We start from the raw sequence: 18,280 nt of genomic DNA on the forward strand, positions 1-18,280 counted from the left end.
CCGCCGGTTATTTCCTTGTTGTCCTTATCATAAAGGAGGAGGCAGGGCTTTTCCTTCGATTCGGCGAACAAAGCGCAAAAGCATGTGACATTGTTGTCACATGCCGGTAATATGGACGATTTCATTCTTCTTCGGGAAGATGAGCGTGAAGATACTCCCTTCTCCGGGCGTGGATACGACGCGAATGCGGATGAAGAGAGCATCCGCTACCTTTTGCGTCAAATACAAGCCCATGCCCGTTGCCGCGCTGTCATGGTGCTGGGTCGTAGAGGTGAAGCCCTTGTCGAAAATGCGGGGCAAATCCTTCGGATCGATGCCGCGGCCGAAATCCTGAATGGTCAGCTGTGCATGGCCATCGACCAGGACGCTTTCAATGATAATGTCCGAAGCTTCGCTGTATTTGACGGCATTGGTCAGCAGCTGCCGGATCATGAAGCCAAGCCATTTGGCATCGGTCAGCACTTCCGTAACCTCCAGGGAGACATCAAAGCCGATGCCCTTTTGGAGGCACCAGGATTTGAGCGCCCGGATTTCATTGTGGGTGATCGGCTCCAAAAGCGCGGTTTCGATAAACAGATCGTTCTCGATGAACGGGATGCGCTTCTGATGCAGCTGTTGATCCAGCAGCAGGTGGATGCGGAGCCATTCGTACATGAGCCGGGACTTAAGCGTTTCATCTTCCATGCGTTCAATGATTAATTGCATCGTGGTCAGCGGAGTCTTCACCTCGTGAATCCAGGACATGATTTCGTCCTTCTCCTGCTCCATCTCCATGCGGCGCATGGAGGATTCACGCTTGAAGCGTTCAGTCTGCAGCGTGAGCATCTCCATAGCGAGCGTTTCGAACGGAAGCTCCGGCTGATCGATTGCGGCCAAGTCATAAGTGTCGTCCCACGCCTCCAGGCTCTTGTAGAACCTCGTCTCCCGGTTGTAGCGCACGGCCAGAAACACGATGAACACCAGCGTGGACAGGAAGGCGATGTAAAGGATCGGCTGGAAGGGAATGGCGTTGTCGATCGCGGCAACGAACAGGAGCAGCACCTGCAGGCACACAAACAGCAGAATCCAGCTCAGCCGTTCTCTCAAATAGGCACGGATCATGAATGAACCTCTTCCGTTGCCATATAGCCTTGCCCGACCTTGGTTTCAATATAGGCGTCAAGCCCAAGCGGCTCCAGCTTTTTGCGCAGCCGGTTCACGTTCACCGTCAAGGTGTTATCGCTGACGAAATGCTCGTTGTCCCATAGGCTCTTGATCAAATCTTCCCGGCTGATGATCTGATTTTTGCGCTCAATCAGCATTTTCAAAATGAACATCTCGTTCTTCGTTAATTCCACGGATCCCGAAGGGCTCGTAACCATGTTTTTCACATATTCAACCGTAGCTCCGCGCCAGGTTCTCAGCTCTGTGCGTTCGGTGTTGTAGTTGTACACACGGCGGAGCGTAGCTTGAATTTTGGCGATAAGAACCTCGAAGTGGAACGGCTTCTGGATGAAGTCATCGGCTCCAAGCTGCATGGACATGACCATATCGGTCGGATGGTCGCGCGAGGACAGAAAAATAATCGGCACGTTCGAATGGGAACGAATCATACGGCACCAGTGAAAGCCGTCATATTTCGGAAGCTGAATATCGATGATCACCAGATCCGGCTGCACGGCCGTAAATTCCTGAAGCACGCTCCCGAAATCATGGATTCCGTATACGTCGTACGACCACTGGGTCAGACGTTCCTTGACTTCATGGAACAGGGTCGCATCGTCTTCGATCAGCATAATTTTGAACAAAGGAGTCACCACACTTTATGTATTCGGCTTGTTTCTTTCAGTGTATATCAAAAAGGCGTGTTGTGCTATTGACGAAGGTGCTCAGGAACAGTAGATCGGCCTTGGCTGACTGCTTCATAAATGGCTAAGCCCGTTTGTGTGAGGAGTAAGATGACTTTGGGGTTGCCGAATTAGGCGCTGCCTAATAAAATTAGGTAATACCTAATATTTTGTGAATGTTGGATGGGGAGGTGGAGCATTTGCTTGAATGGATGCTGCGAAGCGTTATGGCCCAGCGCGGAATCTGGTCGGGCGCAGCTTTGGCGAGACTGCTGCAAGAGAAGGCGGACTACCGTCTTTCAGCGGCTTCCATCAGTGCCTTGCTGTCGGACCGGCCCAAGCAGATGAAGGTGGAGACATTGGATGCCCTGTGCACGGCACTGGAATGTACGCCGAGCGACTTATGGGTCCATACACCGACACCTTCAAAGATAAAGGAGGCGTAACACCATGGCGGTAAAACCGATTGTGCCATTTGGCGATCCCATTCTGCGCAAGACGGCGAGGCCCGTTGAAGCGGTGAATGAAAGAACACTGAAAATTTTGGATGATCTCGTGGAGACGCTGTATGATGAGGAAGGCCGCGCTGGTCTTGCCGCGCCCCAGATCGGGATTTTGCGCCGATTGCTGGTCATGGATTGCGGCGAAGGGCTGATCGAGCTCATCAACCCTGAAATCGTGGAGATGGACGGGGAGCAGACAGGGCCCGAGGCGTGCCTGTCCTATCCGGGCTACTACGGATATGTGAAGCGGGCGGACCACGTGAAGGTGAAGACGCTCAATCGGCAGGGCGAGACGGTCATTTTGGAAGGAGAGGGCTATCTGGCCCGGTGCATGCAGCATGAGATTGACCATTTGAACGGAATCCTGTTTGTCGATCACGTTCAAGACGGCTGGCTGTATCATGAAGAGACGAACCGCAGAATCGAGCTGCTGCCCGTGATCAGGCTGACCAATTCGGGGGTTGTATAAATAGAATAAGCATGTTTCTAGGTAAGGGATTCAAGATGATTCCTGTACCGGTAATGGGCGGGAGTCATCTATTTTTTGTTTAACGATATAATTGGTTTCGGTGTTCATGTTGACGGCAGATCGCATCCGTGCTACAATTATCTTAAATTAAAGATATATGAATTAGAAATAATAAATCGTTGTCGTGTTGTACACACTGCCTAACATATGAGATGGAGGAATAGAAACCATGAATGGATTAAAAGGAATACATCATGTCACAGCCATAACCAGCAGCGCCGAGAAGAACTATGAGTTCTTCACATATGTTCTGGGGATGCGCCTTGTGAAGAAGACGGTCAATCAGGATGATATCCAGACGTACCACTTGTTCTTTGCCGATGATACGGGAAGCCCGGGAACGGATATGACGTTCTTCGATTTTCCCGGCATCCGGAAGGGCACGCACGGAACCGATGAGATCTACAGAACCTCGTTCCGCGTGCCGAGCGATGCGGCGCTGGAATACTGGGTGAAGCGGTTTGACCGGATGAAGGTGAAGCACCAAGGCATTCAAGAGCTTTTCGGCAAAAAAAGACTCTCCTTCGTCGACTTCGACGATCAGCAGTATCAGCTTGTGTCCGATGAATTGAACGAAGGCATTGCCTCCGGCACGCCTTGGCAGAAGGGCCCGATTCCGCTGGAATATGCCATTACCGGACTTGGACCGATCTTCGTCAGGGTCTCGAATTTCGAATACTTCAAGGAAATGATGGAGAAGGTTCTGGAATTCAAGGAGATTGCGAAGGAAGGCTCGCTTCATCTGTTCGATGTTGGCGAAGGCGGCAATGGCGCCCAAGTGATTGTCGAGTATAACGCCGTGCTTCCACGGGCCCAGCAGGGATTCGGTACGGTCCACCATGCGGCCTTCCGGGTCGAGGACCGGTCGGTCCTGGAGCATTGGATTCAACGGCTGGATCAATTCCAGTTCCATACCTCCGGCTTCGTCGACCGCTACTTCTTCCAATCGCTCTATGCCCGCGTCGCTCCGCAAATTTTGTTCGAATTTGCCACGGACGGCCCAGGCTTCATGGGCGACGAGCCGTATGAGACACTGGGCGAGAAGCTGTCGCTGCCGCCGTTCCTTGAACCGCAGCGGGAGCAGATCGAGCAGCTGGTGCGGCCGATTGATACGGTGCGCAGCACGAAGGAACTCGTGAAGGAATAATAGAATGAATGTTGCAGCAGCGAAAAGCCGTCTTCGGCTCGTTTAACGAGTCAGGGCGGCTTCTTTTTCGCTCAAGTGATGTCATTTGCTTGGGAGAAGCTCCAGCGGTCCGGACCCAAAGGGATGGTCGACAAGGTAAAGCCAGTGACCTTCCGGCTGCTGCCTGAAGATTTCCGAGGTATGGCCTTGCAGCAGCAAGGGCTCTCGGTCCGGTCCTGTCGAATGCAATGTGAAGTGCGCACGCAAAAGCGCCATATTTTCAAAGGGGATACAGTACACATTGGTTGAGGTCATGGTGCCTCCAAGCTGAAGCAGCTCCTTGAGGCTCGCACGGAAGGACTCGAGACCGATCTCCAAGGCTCCGCTTGGGTGCACGTGAATGCTCCCGGGCTCATACAGCGCAAGCAGCCGTTTAAGCTCTCCTGAATTATAGGCGTCGGCAAAAGCCGCATTCATCTCTTCCGGCCGAAGGACAGGCTTGTCTGGAAACGGTGATTTCATTGGATCTCCTCTTTCGTTATGATGGTTATAGTCACAGCTTATCGAAATAAGAGCTGCGCAGGAAGTACGCAGTAATTCATAACATAGTCATCTAAAAATGACCGAGGAGGTTGTCGAGCACCATGCCTTATGAAGACGAGGTTTACGGCTGTCCCGCCGATGTCGGCCTGCAGATGATCAGCGGAAAGTGGAAGCCCCGCATTTTATATGAGCTGTTTCAAGGAACACGGAGATTCGGCGAGCTGCAAAGGGCGATCCCGGATGTATCGCGGCATGTACTCACGGTCCATCTGAGGGAGCTGGAGCATGGCGGCATCGTCAGCAGAACGGTTTATGCTGAGGTTCCGCCGAAGGTGGAATACACGATGACGGAATACGGCCGAAGCTTTGAACCGGTCCTTGAAGCACTAGTTCACCTGGGTGAAGCATATATCGCATCGCGCAAGGACGAGCATGAATCTTAAACAAGGCTTCTTTTTTCCCATAGACCCTAGCCTGCACACCCGCCCCGCGGTTAAGTACATGAATTTCGGTTTAAATACAAATACTGTATAGGGATTGATGACTAAGCAGGTTGGGGTGAGCATTGTGAAACAGAATATATTGAAAAATGTCGTGTTCTCGGTTTCGGCTGTCATCATTGCGGTGCTCGCTGTTTTGGGAGCGGTCATGCCGGGCGCCTTTGGTGAAGTAGCGGGACATCTGTATAGGTTCACGACCACGAATTTCGGATGGTTCTATCTGCTCTCGATTTTTGCTATCATCATCTTTCTGATTTGGGTTGCCGCCAGCAAGTACGGGACGATTCGCCTGGGCGGCGAGAAGGAAAAGCCGGAATATCCGTTCTTCACCTGGATCGGCATGCTGTTCTCGGCCGGCTTCGGCGTCGGGCTTGTATTCTGGGGCGTGGCGGAGCCGATGAGCCATTTCTTCAAAACCCCCTTTGCAGGCGTCGAGGCCCAAGGCGTGGATGCAGCCCGTGTCGCAATGGGGTATTCCTTTTTCCACTGGGGGATCAGCCAATGGTCGGTATTTGCCCTCGTCGGGCTGGTGATTGCATTCCTGCAGTTTCGCAAGAACAAGAATGGGCTTGTATCCACGGCCCTCGAACCGGTAACCGGCTCCAAACCTGCAGTCAAGAACAGCATTGATATCTTGGCGGTCATTGCCACCGTGATGGGAATCGCGACCTCGATCGGACTCGGGGTGCTGCAGATGAGCGGCGGATTGAATACCATTACGGGGATTCATAACGGTGTTGGCCTTCAGCTGGGGATTTTGGCGATTATTTTTGTCGCTTATATGATCTCTTCCACGACTGGCCTGGATAAGGGGATCAAGTACTTAAGTAATTTGAATCTGGCGATGGCGCTCATATTTTTGCTGTTTGTGTTTGTCACCGGGCCCTCGGTATTCATTCTGGAGACCTTCACCATGGCGCTGGGCGATTATATCTCGAATTTCGTGTCGTACAGCTTGCGGCTGCAGCCATACGCCGAAGGCTCGTGGGTACGGGAATGGACGATTTTTTATTGGGCTTGGGCGATTGCCTGGTCACCATATGTCGGTGCTTTCGTAGCCAGAGTGTCCAGAGGACGGACCGTGCGGGAGTTTATTGTCGGGGTTATGGTCGTTCCGCCGCTCATCGCCTGTCTGTGGATTGCCGTATTCGGCGGGACCGCGCTCTGGTATGACTTGCATGAGAATACCGGGATAGCAGCAGCCGTCAATGCGGATGTCACCTCGGCGCTGTTCCAGCTGTTTAATCAGCTGCCTTTCTCTTCCGTGATGAACGTGCTGGCGATCATTCTGATTCTGACGTTTCTGGTGACATCAGCAGATTCAGCGACGTATATTCTATCCAGTATGACGACCTTCGGCAGCCTGAACCCTTCCCTGATGGTCAAAATCGTGTGGGGTACGCTGATGGCCGGCATCGCGGGCGTGCTGCTGTATGCCGGGGGACTAGAGGCCCTTCAGACCGCCTCCCTGATCGCAGCGCTGCCGTTTACGGTGCTTCTGCTGCTGCTGATCGTCGCGGTGGTCAGGCTGATGGCCCATGAGCCGCTGCCTGTACGAAAGGCTGATCTCAAACGGTTCCGCCGTTTGGAGGAAGCGGCGAATAAGGGGAGAAAGTGACGTATGAATAAGCCGTTATGAATAAAGCCCTGAGGACACGTGAAATGTCTCAGGGCTCTTTACAATTCAGGGGATGGGCTTAAATTAAAGCCTTTCCTATTAAGGTTTAGGCACGATTAACTTCGCTTTAACAGCAAGTAGACGAAATACGGTGCGCCGATAATGGCGACCATGATGCCGGCCGCAATGCCGTCGGGGTCCACGATGTTGCGCCCGATTGTGTCGGCCAGCAGCAGGAGCCAGCCTCCGATCAGGACCGCAATCGGAATGTACAGCTGATTGCGGGGGCCGACCAGCGCCTTGGCAATATGCGGGCCCATCAGACCGATGAACGTGATGCCGCCGGTCACGGATACGGCGGATCCCGCCAGCGCTACGGCGGCCAGGAGCAGGACGATCCGCTCCCGTTCAATGGACACGCCGACACCGATGCCGACCGGATCACTGAGTCCGAGCAGATTCATGCGCTGCGCTTTATACAGCGTGAACGGAACGAGGACGATCAGCCATGGCAGCAGCGCTAGAATGAACGGCCAGTCCGTGCCCCAGATGCCGCCGGCCAGCCATTTGGCGATAAAATCAACCTTCTCCCGTTCAGCCGACGAGGTGAGCACGATCATGACGCCGGAGAGTGCCATAGAGAAGCCGACACCGGTGAGCACCAGCTTGACGGGCTGAAGGCCTTCGCCTTTCCGGTAAGCGAACATGTAGATGAATGCCGCAGTCAGCACGGCTCCTATAAAGGCGGCGATGGGCAGCATGTAAATAAAGGAGCCGGCCTCGATCGGGAAGAACAGAAAGAACACGGCCACGCCGACGCCGGCTCCCGAGTTGATCCCGATGATGCCGGGATCCGCCAGGTCGTTGCGCGTGATGTTCTGCAGGATGGCGCCGGACAGCGCCAAGGCCATTCCGGCCAGCAGGGTAATCAACATGCGCGGCAGACGCACCGAGAAAATAATGAACTCTTCCTTGAAGCTTCCTTGTCCAAGCAGGGTCGGAATAATCCGGTCATAGCTGACCGAAGAATACCCTAGCCCTAAACCTACCAGGACGGTGCACACGGTTAGGATGAACAGGATAAGAAACGTAATTCGCTGCTTTTTCACTAATGATGGATGGATCATGCCATTCCTCGCCCTCCTTTACGCACGATAAACAGGAAGAAGGGCAGGCCCATGACTGCAATCAGCGCGGCTACCGGTGTCTCGTACGGGGCATTCAGCGTCCGGCCAACGGTATCGGCAAACAGCATGAACACCGCACCGGCCGTAGCCGACATCGGAATGACATGGCGATAATCGGTGCCGACGATCCCCCGGACGATATGGGGCACCATTAAGCCGAGGAAGGCCAGATTGCCCACCAGAGCTACGGATGTGCCGGCCAGCAGAATAATAACCACGAATAAAACGAATTTGATGACCGCGATATTTTGTCCGAGCCCGGTCGCCACCTCTTCGCTCAGGCTGAGGATGGTCAGCTGTCTCGACAAGAGGATCGCAATCAGGATTCCGATCAGAATGAACGGGAAGATCGTCTGAAGCTGGCCCCAAGACGTTCCGATGACGCCCCCTGCCGTCCACATGGAGATATCCTTGGATATTTTAAAATAGATGCCGATCCCTTCGGCGATGGCGTACAGAAAGGCCGAGACCGCGGAGCCTGCAAGCACCATCTGGAGCGGCGAGAAGCCGCCTTTGCGCATCGCGCCGATGCCGAACACCATGATGGTCCCCACGGCGGCCCCGATAAAGCAGGCCACCATAATGCCGAAATAATTGGCCGCGGGGATAAAGGCCATCGTGAATGCGAGCGCCGCATTGGCGCCGCTGGTGAGGCCCAAGAGGCCCGGATCCGCCAGCGGGTTGCGCGTAAGGCCCTGCATGATCGCGCCGGAGACCGCCAGCGCGGCTCCGACCAGGATGGCTGCAATCTCGCGGGGGAGACGGATATCTCTCAGGACGGACAATTTCTCGCCTTCGGCCTTGGTGGCCAAGGCGAGCCACACGTCCTTTATACTGGTCTCCGCCGCTCCGAATACCATCGCAATGACGAACATGGCCGCAAAGGCGATGAGACCGGCAACAAGCTTGACGGAGAAAGGGATGGATCGCTGAGTAGGCTTAGTCATGGAATCATCTTTCCTTAAGTTTGGATGATGGGCAGTTTACTTCTGGCCCAAGAAATGCTCGGTAATAAACTCAAGCTGGTATTCGAGCGTGGTCGCATCGTTGAAATAGATCCGGTTCCCGTCCGCTTCGAATACGCGGCCGTTCTTGACGGCAGGGATTTGCTTATACGTATCGGTTTGCTGGAAGGAGGTGTCCGCATCGTTGAACTTACTGAGAATGATATAGTCGCCGGCAAATTCCGGCAGCACCTCGGTTGAAATGGCGTAGTAGCCTTCCTTCAGCGCGGTTTCCTTTACTTTCTCAGGCATCTTCAGCTTCATGGCCTGATACAAAATCTCAGTCCCGCGGCCCCAGTTGTTTCCGTATACATAGAGCTGCTTCTCGAAGCTTTCGATTACGGATACGGTCGCGTCCTCACCGATCTTGGCGCGAATTTCTTCACCGGCCTTCTCCGCACGCTGTTTAAAATCGTCGATCCAGGCTTGAGCTTCCTTCTCTTTATTCACAAGCTTGCCGATTTCAAGATGCTGGGTAAGGTAATCGACTTTGCCGTACGTGAACGTAACGGTAGGAGCGATTTCTTTCAATTTATCGACGTTCTTGATTGTCGATAGTCCGATAATGAGATCCGGGTTCAGTTCAATGATCTTCTCCAGATTCTCATCGGATACCTCTTCGGCATCCTTAAGCTTGTCGGCAAACGCGGGATTTAACTTGGACCAGGAATCGACGCCGACCATATTGACGCCAAGATGGATCAGGTCCCCGGCAAAGGTGGAAAGTACGATAACACGCTGCGGATTAGCGGGTACCTCGACCGGCCCGTTCTCGGACTGGTATGTAATCGTGCCGGAGGCGCTGTCTTTGTCGTTGGTTGCTGGAGTTTCCGGCGCAGCGGTCCCACTTCCGTTGCTTCCGGTATCCTTCGGCTGGCTGCTGCAAGCGCTAAGAATGAACAGCAGCGCGATAAACGGGATGATCAGCTTCCTCAAGTTCAGGTTTTGCTTCCAATTGGGGTTCATGTTCTTGCTCTCCTCTTAATAGATTGTATGTGATGCATAACGGTTTGCCGGTGCGGGGGTCGCGTCCGATCTCCGCATCAATGTTAAATACCTTCTTCAGCACCTCGCGCGAGATGACGTTCTCGGGATCACCGGCCTGAATAACGCTTCCGTCTTTCATAGCGATGATGTAATCGGCGAATCTGGCCGCTTGGTTCAGATCATGGAGCACCATCACGATGGTGCGCTCTTGCATGACGTTCAGCTGCTCAAGCAGCTCCAGAATCTCAAGCTGGTGAGCCATATCCAGGTAGGTGGTCGGTTCGTCGAGGAAGATCATCTCGGTCTCTTGAGCGAGTGCCATCGCGATCCATACCCGCTGCCGCTGGCCGCCGGACAAGGCATCCACGGAACGATATTTATAATCCTGGGTTCCGGTGACGGAAAGCGCCCAGTCAATAACCTCCATATCCTGCTTCGTTAAACGTCCGAACCCTCGCTGATGGGGATAGCGTCCATAGGACACCAGCTCACCTACCGTCAATCCGCCCGGACCCTCCGGTGTTTGGGGGAGAATGGCCAGCTTCTTGGCCAGCTCCTTCGTATTGATGCGCGCGATTTCCTGACCATCGATAATGGCGGCCCCGGATTGATACGGGATAATGCGCGTCATTGCCTTCAGCAGCGTGGATTTGCCGCAGCCGTTCGGACCGATGATCGTTGTGATTTTTTTATCGGGAATATCGACGTTCAGCCGGTCTAATATGACGTTCTCACCGTAACCGACAGTTAATCGATCTGTGCAAAGACGAATCATATAGGTTCACCTCCTGGGGAAAGTTCGCTTTTTAAACGATAATGATTCTCAATATCAGCCATAATATAATATGGGGACCTCTCTTTGTCAATAAGTATCTTCATGGAATATTTAAATAATTTTCATGCACACAACACTATTGTTCAATATATAGCTAAAATCCGAATAGGATTACTATATATAGATAAAATCATAAAAAAACGAAAAAAATAAAATCCGCGATTGTAAAATAAATGAAGGCAACGTATACTAAATGATAATGATAATCATTTACGTCCAAGTATAGGTTATGGACATAACCTTTTACCGATATATCCCGGAGGTGTAATTCGTGGCAGGGAACGAAATTTTTGATGTGACGGTTATTGGCGGCGGGCCGGCTGGCTTATATTCGGCTTTCTACAGCGGGCTTCGCGGAATGAAGACCAAGATTATTGAATACCAGCCGGTGCTGGGCGGGAAGGTTCACGTCTATCCGGAAAAAATGATATGGGATGTCGGAGGCCAGACTCCGATTACCGGCGCCAAGCTCATCGAGCAGATGGTTCAGCAGGGCCTGACCTTCAGTCCGGAAGTGCTGCTGAATGAGAAGGTGGAATCCATTTCCCGTAACGAGGAAGGGATCTTCGAATTACATACCGCGAACTCCGGCACCCACCTCTCGAGAACGGTCATCGTTGCCGTTGGCGGGGGCATTCTCAATCCGCAGAAGCTGCAGATTGAAGGAGCCGAACGGTTCGAGGTGTCGAACCTCAACTATACCGTCAAATCGCTGCAGCATTTCAAGGATAAGACCGTGATTATATCCGGCGGCGGCAACTCCGCCATCGACTGGGCGAATGAACTCGAGCCGGTCGCGAAGAAGGTATACTTGGCTTACCGGAAAGAAGAGCTGAGCGGCCACGAGGCCCAGGTCGAGCAGCTGCTGAACAGCTCGGCCAGCTGCTTTTTCCATACGCAGATTACGAAGCTGATCGCTTCGGAGAACCACGAAACAATCGAGCGGGTGGAACTCACGAACAGCAAGACCGGCGAGGTAAATGTCATTGAGGTCGACGAAGTCATTATCAACCACGGCTATGAACGCGACATTTCCCTGCTTGAGAACAGCGGGCTTGGGATCGAACGCGTGGACGATTATTACATTGCCGGGAACGGACACTGCCAATCCTCCGTGCCCGGACTGTATGCCGCAGGGGATATTCTGCATTACGACGGGAAGCTGCATCTGATTGCCGGCGCGTTCCAGGATGCGGCCAATGCGGTCAACAGCGCCAAGCGCTTTATCGAGCCGGAGGCGCACCGCAGCGCGATGGTATCGTCGCACAACGAGGTGTTCAAGGAGCGCAACCGCGAGCTCGTGAAGCAGATGATTAAATAGCGGCAGCTGCATGGTAATGATGAAAGAGGGATCCAGCGAATGGATCCCTCTTCGTTATGCCTTGCTTACGAGGCCGGATGTGATCAGCGGCCCGTAATTGATCAGCTGCGTCATCAGGGCGCCCATCTCTTCTGCGGACAGATTCATCCCTGACTCGATCCAGTGGATGACCAGCCCGATATTGGCCGAGGTCATGTAAGCAATCAGATAGTCGCTTGGAATCCGGCTATTCTGTGCTGCCATTCGAAAGGCCTGCTTGTCGTACATATTCTCGGTCATGAACTGCCGGAATTGACGCACGAAAGACATATCTCCGTTAGGCCCGAGGACGGCTTTGATAAAGTCGCCGTGTTTGATGAGCACCTCGAATATCTGGATGGAGGGCGGATATGGCTCGCCTTTCTCCGCATAAATCCTGGTATCCCTCGGGTCGATTTCCAGGACGATGCTGTGGATTTCCGCCATCACTTCTTCCTTCAACTTCTCCAGCATGTCCGGCACGTCCCTGTAGTGAAGATAGAACGTCCCCCGGTTAATATCCGCGCGGCTCGTTATATCCGTCACGGTGATGGCATTGACGGACTTCTCCTGCATAAGCTCAAACAACGTTTTGCGCAGCAGCTGATTCGTTCGAATCTGCCTGCGGTCCGTTTTTCTAGGCAAAGCGTGTTCTCCCCCTGACCGATGATTTTATCCCAATTAATGAACACCTATCTTGAACATGATGAGTAATGAACACTCGGAATAAAGCTGATGATTGAACTGCATTCTTTCCCCATTATAATTAACGGTGTGATCATTAATCAACAGTTTGTTCATTATAATGAGGAGTGGTGGATATGGTGTTCTTAAGGCAAAAAATGCTGTGGATTGGCGCATTGGCAGTCCTTCTGGTGTTAACCGTCTTTGGCGTTGCCATGATGGGCTCGATCGTAGGCGCAAAGCCAAAATCTCTGCCAGTGGCGCTGGTCGTGCTGGATCAGCCTGCAGCGCTTCCGAACGGGGAGACGCTTGCTGTGGGGGAGAAGATGAAGGGAATGCTGGAGCAAAACACGCAGCTGCCCGTTCGGTGGGAGATCGTAGCTTCGGAGGCGGAAGCGAGAGAAGGGATGGATGCGCAGAAATATTACGGAGCGCTGGTGCTTCCGGAGAATCTCAGCTCAGGCATGCTGACCCTTCAGTCTCCGGCTCCCAACCCGGCTGTCATTCACATACTGGTAAACGAGGGGATGAATGCCCAAGCGTCCGCCGTGGTCAAGCAGATGCTTGGGCAGGTGCTCAAGATGGCAGGCTCCGAGCTATCCAAACAGGCATTGACCATGATTGGCGCGCAGGCGGAATTGGTGCCCGTAACAACAGCACAGGCTCTTCTTACCCCGTTTGAGGTTCAAGAAAAGATTGTCCACCCGGTCGGAGCTAATCATGCAAGCGGCAATGCGCCGGGGCTGCTGACGCAAATTCTATGGATCGGATGCCTGATTATTAGCTTGTCCTTGTTCCAGGCGCTTCGGACAGCAGCAGCTGGTGATGGCAGCAGGGGGATCGCGATCGTGCTTCAAGGTGCTGTTGGTTTACTGCTGGCGGGTTTGGCCTCCGGTTTCCTGGTATGGATGGCTTCCTCCTGGTATGGCATGGAGCTAACGAACGGGGGCAACGTATGGCTGATGCTGTGGCTGGCAGGGTCCGCATTTTTCCTCCTGCAGTCCACGCTGCTTAACTGGCTCGGACTTCCGGCGATGGGGATCCTGGTGCTCCTGATGTTCTTCTCGATGCCGCTTCTCAATATGGCGCCGGAGTTTCTGCCGCAGGCCACGCAGGATTGGCTGTACTCGTGGATCCCCCTGCGCTTTGCCGCTTCGGCGCTTCGGGATGTGATGTATTTTGACGGATCGGCATCCGCAACGGCAAATCATACGGTACTATGGGCGATCGCCGGCGGTTTCTTGGTATTGCACTTAGCTTCGGTGGTGAAGAAGGGAAAACGCTCGGATAAAGGAAAGTCGGTTGCGGCATCGTAACATAAGTGGATGAGCGCCCGAAATAGCACATGGAAAAGGAAACTGTACGATGGATTACTGGATTACGGAGTGGGCCTTCATAAGAGGTTATTGACGGTGGATAAGGCACGATGTAATGGATGAATGGTGCAGGGCGCCCCTTGATCTCAATCCTAATAGCAGGATGCAGATACCAAGGGGACGCCCTGCGGTGCTTTCAGAACGTGACGAATCCCATCGCTTTCTTGGCGGCAAGCAGTGTTGTGCCTGCGGTTTCGGAAGCACGCTTCGCTCCGTCCATCAAAATGCGATCAAGCTCGGAGGAATTCACGATTTGATGGAACTTCTCCTGGATCGGTTGAAGTTTCTCGATGACCACTTCGGCCAATTCTTTCTTGAACGTACCGTATCCTTGGCCCTCATACCGTTTCTCGATGAAGGGGATTTCCTCCTCGGAGAATACGGAATAAATCTCGATCAGATTGCTGACCGCCGGCTTATTCTCCCAGTCGTACCGGACCTGTCCGTCCGAGTCGGTAACGGCCTTGGAGAATTTCTTGCGGATATCCTCTGGCGTATCCATCATGTGGATGCAGCTATTTCTATTCGGATTGCTCTTGCTCATTTTCTTGGACGGATCGTCAAGGCCCATGACGCGGGAGCCAATATCCTGAATGATCGGCTCGGGCATCGTAAACGTGCGGCCATACCGGTTATTGAACCGCTCGGCCACATCACGGGTCAACTCCAGATGCTGCTTCTGATCGTCACCGACCGGCACATGCGTTGCCTGATAGAGCAGCACATCGGCAGCCATCAGGACCGGATACGTGAACAGGGCAGAGCTTACCGTATCCTGCCCGGCGGATTTCTCCTTGAACTGGGTCATCCGCTTTAATTCGCCGAAATGCGCCTGCGTCTCCAGCAACCATCCCAGCTGGGCATGTTCAGGGACCTGCGATTGCAGAAAAATCGTCGCTTTATCGGGATCGATCCCCGATGCGATATACAGCGCTGCAATGTCCCGCGAGCGCTGATGCAGCTCCTTGGGATCCTGATAGACGGTCACTGCATGCAGATCCGGCACAAAGAAATAGGAGTCATACTCATGCTGCAGCTTCACATATTGACGGAGCGCGCCTCCATACCCGCCAATATTCAAATCCCCGCTTGGCTTGATGCCAGACAATAATCGTTTCATAACACACCTCCTGATCGTTTGCGAACAACACAAAAACACCTCATCCCTCTATGGGACGAAGTGTAACTCCGCGGTACCACCCGAATTCGACCGTACAGCCGCTCTTATCCATGACACGGGAGGAATGGGGAAGGGGGACAACGCCATGCTTCCTGTCATATCTCCCATGATAACGGAGGAGAGCCGTCAAGGCCTACTGCCCCGGCATTAGCCGAAGGTTGGGGTTGAAGCGAGAAGATCCATTCACTTATTCCGGGGTACCGGGCCTCGCACCATTCGCCGGTTCGCTTGGACCTCGAAAGATAAGCTACTATTTCTTCTCCTAGCCGTGTGGTATGTTGTTCTTGAAATCATCTGCGCAGCTCTTTTTCGAATGGAAGAGAGAACAAGATGATTTGATGAGTATCATCACACAGGTGTTAGGTTAATGTCAAGCGTTATGGGGGGATTCATGTTGAGGGATCAGGAGACGGTGATTCTCGCTGACGGATTAACCATACTGTCGCAGTGCAGACGGCAAACGGGGGATATTTGGCAGGCCCATTACGGAGCGGCCGCGATTGCGGGTTATTTTTTCGCAAAGGCAAACCGGTTGACCGGGAAGGTTGAAGAGGCCGTGGCGGTGGAGAATCGGAGGATGGTCGGCAAATACTTGCAGCCGGGAAGGGCGGCGGCAGAGGACAGCATAAGCGTGAAAGACGCGGAAGCACGGATTCTCGCGGCCCTAGACGCTACGATTGATGGCTTGCACTGGGTAGGTCACAACGTGATCTATTCCGCAATAAGCCTGGCTGCACTCCATGAGCTTGGAGGCGGTCTACGGCATGAAGCTGCCGATATTGCGGAATTAATTGGCTCTTTCGCGAAGACGATCCCGGGAAGGTCCTGGATCGGATATTCAGCAGCCGAGGTTAAACGGCTGACTCTGGATGAGCTTGACGGGATACCTGAAATAACGGACGGCGATCAGCTGTCGGCTTTTATTTTGAACGAACTGGCCGCTTATTCGGTGATCTACCGCGCGGAAGCCCATCATGACTTGCTGGGGCATATGCTGACCTATTCCCATGCCTTAAACCTGTTGTACGATTTAGGCCACCATACTTACTTCCATAGAGGCTTGCCGGGCTTGCTCAAAATCGTGAAGGTGCTCCGTGCCAGCCGCCGGCTGGACCCTGCGGAACCGATCCGGCTCATATCCCCGGTGGAATCGGCTGCCTCTCGCGGAGGCTCCAAGATCGGTCTGGCTGCCGCATCAGCCGGAGTACTGGGCGGGCATTGACGGAGCTGCGATCGACTGGGACTTCGGCCATCTGTTTAAATTTCCATGCAGCTTCTATCACCATTGGAACCGTGTTTCGGAAGCGCCGGCGAAGGCGATGGAGAATTTCCGATCGATCATCCATCCGGTTCAAACGATAATTTCTTGAAGGAAGGTAACCTTTTTCATTCAGATCGGCACTTAAGGGATAGAGACACCGGGAAAGGAGGGTTAGATGAACGTGCTTCAGTGGATTGAGGCAGCCCGGCAGGGCAGTGCGGAGGCTCAGGAAAGCCTGGTCCGGCATTATACCGGAATGGCGCTGGCCGTAGCCTACGATAAATTGCAGGATCCCCACTCGGCGGAGGATGCCGTGCAGGAGGCCTTTACGGAGGCTTTTGCAAATCTGCATAAGCTGCAGGATCCCCGGCGTTTTCCCGGATGGTTCAAAGTGATTGTTGAGCGGCAGTGCTACAGGGACCTGCGCCGCAAGCAGCTGCAGACGTTACCGCTGCACGAGATGGAATTGCCGGCTGGCGACCAGCGGAGCCTGGAGACGGTTGTGGAAAAGAAAGAATTGATCGGCCAGCTGCATGCCACGATCGCGGATTTGCCGCCGGGCATGCGGATTGCGGTTCAGCTCTATTATTTTCAAGGCTACAGCCTGCAGGAGATTTCGCAATATCTGGATATATCTCTGGCAGCTTTGAAGAAGCGGCTCTTTGATGCCCGGCGGAAGCTGAAGAACACGCTTCATGTAGCCGACTTTGTATCGGTGTTCACCGATCTATATGAGGGAGGCAGGCGTATGCTGCATATTGTCAACGGAGATTCAGTGGGGGATAAGCTGAAGCAAGGGAACATTCAAGGAGATATCCTGGTGTGGAGAGAGCTTTATTCGTTTGGTCCGGTCTTTCCGAGAATGGACGAGCCGGATAATCGCAGAACGAGGGCTCGCTATTTGGAGCAAACGCTCGGGATTCCGCAGAAGGAATATATCGAGACCTGCGAGTCGCAGGAGAGGAAGCTTCGGGATTTTCATAAATATGATGAAATCGTGCTCTGGTTTGAGCATGACCTGTTTGACCAGACCATGCTGTCCTATTTGCTGCATTGGTTTAAGGAGCAGTCATTGGGAAATACGAAGCTGAGCCTGCTGTGCATTGGCGCCTACCCGGGCATTGAGCTTTTTCGCGGGTTGGGGCAGCTCAGCACCGAGCAGCTCGAGACTTTATCGGGCACATGGCATGCGATCGGAGAAGACGAGCTTGCACTCGGCAGCATGTTGTGGGAAGCCTATACCTCGGATCGGCCGGAGCAACATCAGCGCATGCTGGAGGTGGATTCCCCGGCACTGCCTTTTGCAAGGGATGCATTCGAGGCCCATCTTGCCCGGCTGCCCTCTGTGGGCAATGGGCTCGGAATCATCGAGCAGACGACGTTAGAGGCTGTAGCGGATGGAGTTCATCAGCCGTATGAGTTGTTCCGAAGGGTAGGAGACCAGCTCCATATGCTCGGCATGGGGGACCTGGAATTCTGGTTTTACCTTGCGAAGCTGACGGAGGGGCCGGACCCGCTGCTGGTTACTGATGGCACAGCACCGTTTCCGGACTTCAAGCAGGCCGCCCCGCATTTCCAAGATCAGGTCCTGCAAGTCACGAATCTGGGCCGGGAGGTATTAGCCGGAAAGGCCGGCGATGCCCGCACCGGTATCATCGACAAATGGGTGGGAGGCCTGCATGTGCAAGGTGAGGCTCTGTCACTGCGCTGGGACCCGGAGCGAAAGTCGGTTGTGCGGATGGGCGAATCCGATGGAACAACGAATTGAGGGAAAGAGCTACC

18 protein-coding genes and 1 other annotated feature are annotated in these 18,280 nt (G+C 53.5%); of the genes, 9 read left to right on the forward strand and 9 right to left on the reverse strand.

Going from position 1 to position 18,280, the window contains the following annotated elements; translation table 11 throughout:
• Positions 1–96: 96 nt before the first annotated feature.
• Together MKX76_RS23875 and MKX76_RS23880 are read right to left on the reverse strand one after the other, a co-directional pair.
• Positions 97–1,101 (reverse strand): sensor histidine kinase, encoded by a 1,005-nt coding sequence (locus MKX76_RS23875; protein WP_341034722.1) that lies wholly within the window; start codon positions 1,099–1,101, stop codon positions 97–99.
• Positions 1,098–1,787, reverse strand: a complete 690-nt coding sequence (locus MKX76_RS23880; protein WP_077568729.1) for a response regulator transcription factor — start codon at positions 1,785–1,787, stop codon at positions 1,098–1,100. The genes MKX76_RS23875 and MKX76_RS23880 overlap by 4 nt, the downstream gene beginning before the upstream one ends.
• A 239-nt stretch (positions 1,788–2,026) precedes the next feature.
• On the opposite strand from MKX76_RS23880, the gene MKX76_RS23885 reads away from it, so the two are divergent.
• From MKX76_RS23885 to MKX76_RS23895, 3 genes are all read left to right on the forward strand, one after another.
• The gene (locus MKX76_RS23885) at positions 2,027–2,272 is read left to right on the forward strand and encodes a helix-turn-helix domain-containing protein (protein ID WP_007129015.1); all 246 of its coding nucleotides are present in this window, start codon (positions 2,027–2,029) and stop codon (positions 2,270–2,272) included.
• A gap of 4 nt (positions 2,273–2,276) precedes the next feature.
• Positions 2,277–2,798, forward strand: coding sequence for a peptide deformylase (def, locus tag MKX76_RS23890; protein WP_007129014.1), 522 nt, complete (start codon positions 2,277–2,279; stop codon positions 2,796–2,798).
• Positions 2,799–3,027: 229 nt separating this feature from the next.
• Positions 3,028–4,005 (forward strand): ring-cleaving dioxygenase, encoded by a 978-nt coding sequence (locus tag MKX76_RS23895; RefSeq protein WP_213616848.1) that lies wholly within the window; start codon positions 3,028–3,030, stop codon positions 4,003–4,005.
• A gap of 81 nt (positions 4,006–4,086) precedes the next feature.
• Here MKX76_RS23895 and MKX76_RS23900 read toward each other — a convergent pair whose 3' ends face one another.
• Complete coding sequence (locus tag MKX76_RS23900; RefSeq protein WP_341034723.1) at positions 4,087–4,506, reverse strand: YybH family protein; 420 nt, start codon at positions 4,504–4,506, stop codon at positions 4,087–4,089.
• A 122-nt stretch (positions 4,507–4,628) separates the two neighbouring features.
• Between MKX76_RS23900 and MKX76_RS23905 the strand changes: the two genes are divergently transcribed.
• Together MKX76_RS23905 and MKX76_RS23910 are read left to right on the forward strand one after the other, a co-directional pair.
• A complete protein-coding gene (locus MKX76_RS23905) occupies positions 4,629–4,970 on the forward strand; it encodes a winged helix-turn-helix transcriptional regulator (protein ID WP_007129011.1) in 342 nt (113 codons plus the stop codon).
• Positions 4,971–5,067: 97 nt separating this feature from the next.
• Complete coding sequence (locus MKX76_RS23910) at positions 5,068–6,645, forward strand: BCCT family transporter (protein ID WP_007129010.1); 1,578 nt, start codon at positions 5,068–5,070, stop codon at positions 6,643–6,645.
• A gap of 116 nt (positions 6,646–6,761) precedes the next feature.
• On the opposite strand, the gene MKX76_RS23915 is transcribed toward MKX76_RS23910, so the two are convergent.
• The 4 genes from MKX76_RS23915 to MKX76_RS23930 are packed head-to-tail and all read right to left on the reverse strand — an operon-like array spanning position 6,762 to position 10,598.
• Complete coding sequence (locus MKX76_RS23915; RefSeq protein WP_007129009.1) at positions 6,762–7,772, reverse strand: FecCD family ABC transporter permease; 1,011 nt, start codon at positions 7,770–7,772, stop codon at positions 6,762–6,764.
• On the reverse strand, positions 7,769–8,779 hold the full coding sequence (locus MKX76_RS23920; protein ID WP_210094074.1) for a FecCD family ABC transporter permease: 1,011 nt from the start codon (positions 8,777–8,779) through the stop codon (positions 7,769–7,771). The genes MKX76_RS23915 and MKX76_RS23920 overlap by 4 nt, the downstream gene beginning before the upstream one ends.
• A 36-nt stretch (positions 8,780–8,815) precedes the next feature.
• A complete protein-coding gene (locus MKX76_RS23925; RefSeq protein ID WP_210094174.1) occupies positions 8,816–9,772 on the reverse strand; it encodes an iron-hydroxamate ABC transporter substrate-binding protein in 957 nt (318 codons plus the stop codon).
• The gene (locus MKX76_RS23930) at positions 9,726–10,598 is read right to left on the reverse strand and encodes an ABC transporter ATP-binding protein (RefSeq protein ID WP_007129006.1); all 873 of its coding nucleotides are present in this window, start codon (positions 10,596–10,598) and stop codon (positions 9,726–9,728) included. Before MKX76_RS23930 ends, MKX76_RS23925 begins: the two co-directional genes overlap by 47 nt.
• A gap of 331 nt (positions 10,599–10,929) precedes the next feature.
• Between MKX76_RS23930 and MKX76_RS23935 the strand changes: the two genes are divergently transcribed.
• On the forward strand, positions 10,930–11,979 hold the full coding sequence (locus MKX76_RS23935; RefSeq protein WP_007129005.1) for an NAD(P)/FAD-dependent oxidoreductase: 1,050 nt from the start codon (positions 10,930–10,932) through the stop codon (positions 11,977–11,979).
• A 54-nt stretch (positions 11,980–12,033) separates the two neighbouring features.
• On the opposite strand, the gene MKX76_RS23940 is transcribed toward MKX76_RS23935, so the two are convergent.
• Positions 12,034–12,642, reverse strand: coding sequence for a TetR/AcrR family transcriptional regulator (locus MKX76_RS23940; protein WP_213616098.1), 609 nt, complete (start codon positions 12,640–12,642; stop codon positions 12,034–12,036).
• Between the two features lie 176 nt (positions 12,643–12,818).
• Between MKX76_RS23940 and MKX76_RS23945 the strand changes: the two genes are divergently transcribed.
• Positions 12,819–13,997 carry a YhgE/Pip domain-containing protein gene (locus tag MKX76_RS23945; protein ID WP_213616100.1) on the forward strand — a complete coding sequence of 393 codons (1,179 nt, stop codon included), beginning with the start codon at positions 12,819–12,821 and terminating at the stop codon, positions 13,995–13,997.
• A gap of 196 nt (positions 13,998–14,193) precedes the next feature.
• On the opposite strand, the gene trpS is transcribed toward MKX76_RS23945, so the two are convergent.
• Positions 14,194–15,177: a tryptophan--tRNA ligase gene (trpS, locus tag MKX76_RS23950; protein ID WP_007129002.1), complete on the reverse strand. Its 984-nt coding sequence runs from the start codon at positions 15,175–15,177 to the stop codon at positions 14,194–14,196.
• Positions 15,178–15,225: 48 nt separating this feature from the next.
• Positions 15,226–15,510: a binding site (T-box leader), on the reverse strand.
• 118 nt (positions 15,511–15,628) lie between these two features.
• Between trpS and MKX76_RS23955 the strand changes: the two genes are divergently transcribed.
• Together MKX76_RS23955 and MKX76_RS23960 are read left to right on the forward strand one after the other, a co-directional pair.
• Positions 15,629–16,459: a hypothetical protein gene (locus MKX76_RS23955; RefSeq protein WP_251535825.1), complete on the forward strand. Its 831-nt coding sequence runs from the start codon at positions 15,629–15,631 to the stop codon at positions 16,457–16,459.
• Between the two features lie 214 nt (positions 16,460–16,673).
• Positions 16,674–18,266 (forward strand): sigma-70 family RNA polymerase sigma factor, encoded by a 1,593-nt coding sequence (locus MKX76_RS23960; RefSeq protein WP_251535824.1) that lies wholly within the window; start codon positions 16,674–16,676, stop codon positions 18,264–18,266.
• Positions 18,267–18,280 lie beyond the last annotated feature (14 nt).

Source organism: Paenibacillus sp. FSL R5-0810, assembly GCF_038002285.1.
Taxonomy (GTDB): Bacteria; Bacillota; Bacilli; order Paenibacillales; family Paenibacillaceae; genus Paenibacillus_AQ; species Paenibacillus_AQ lactis.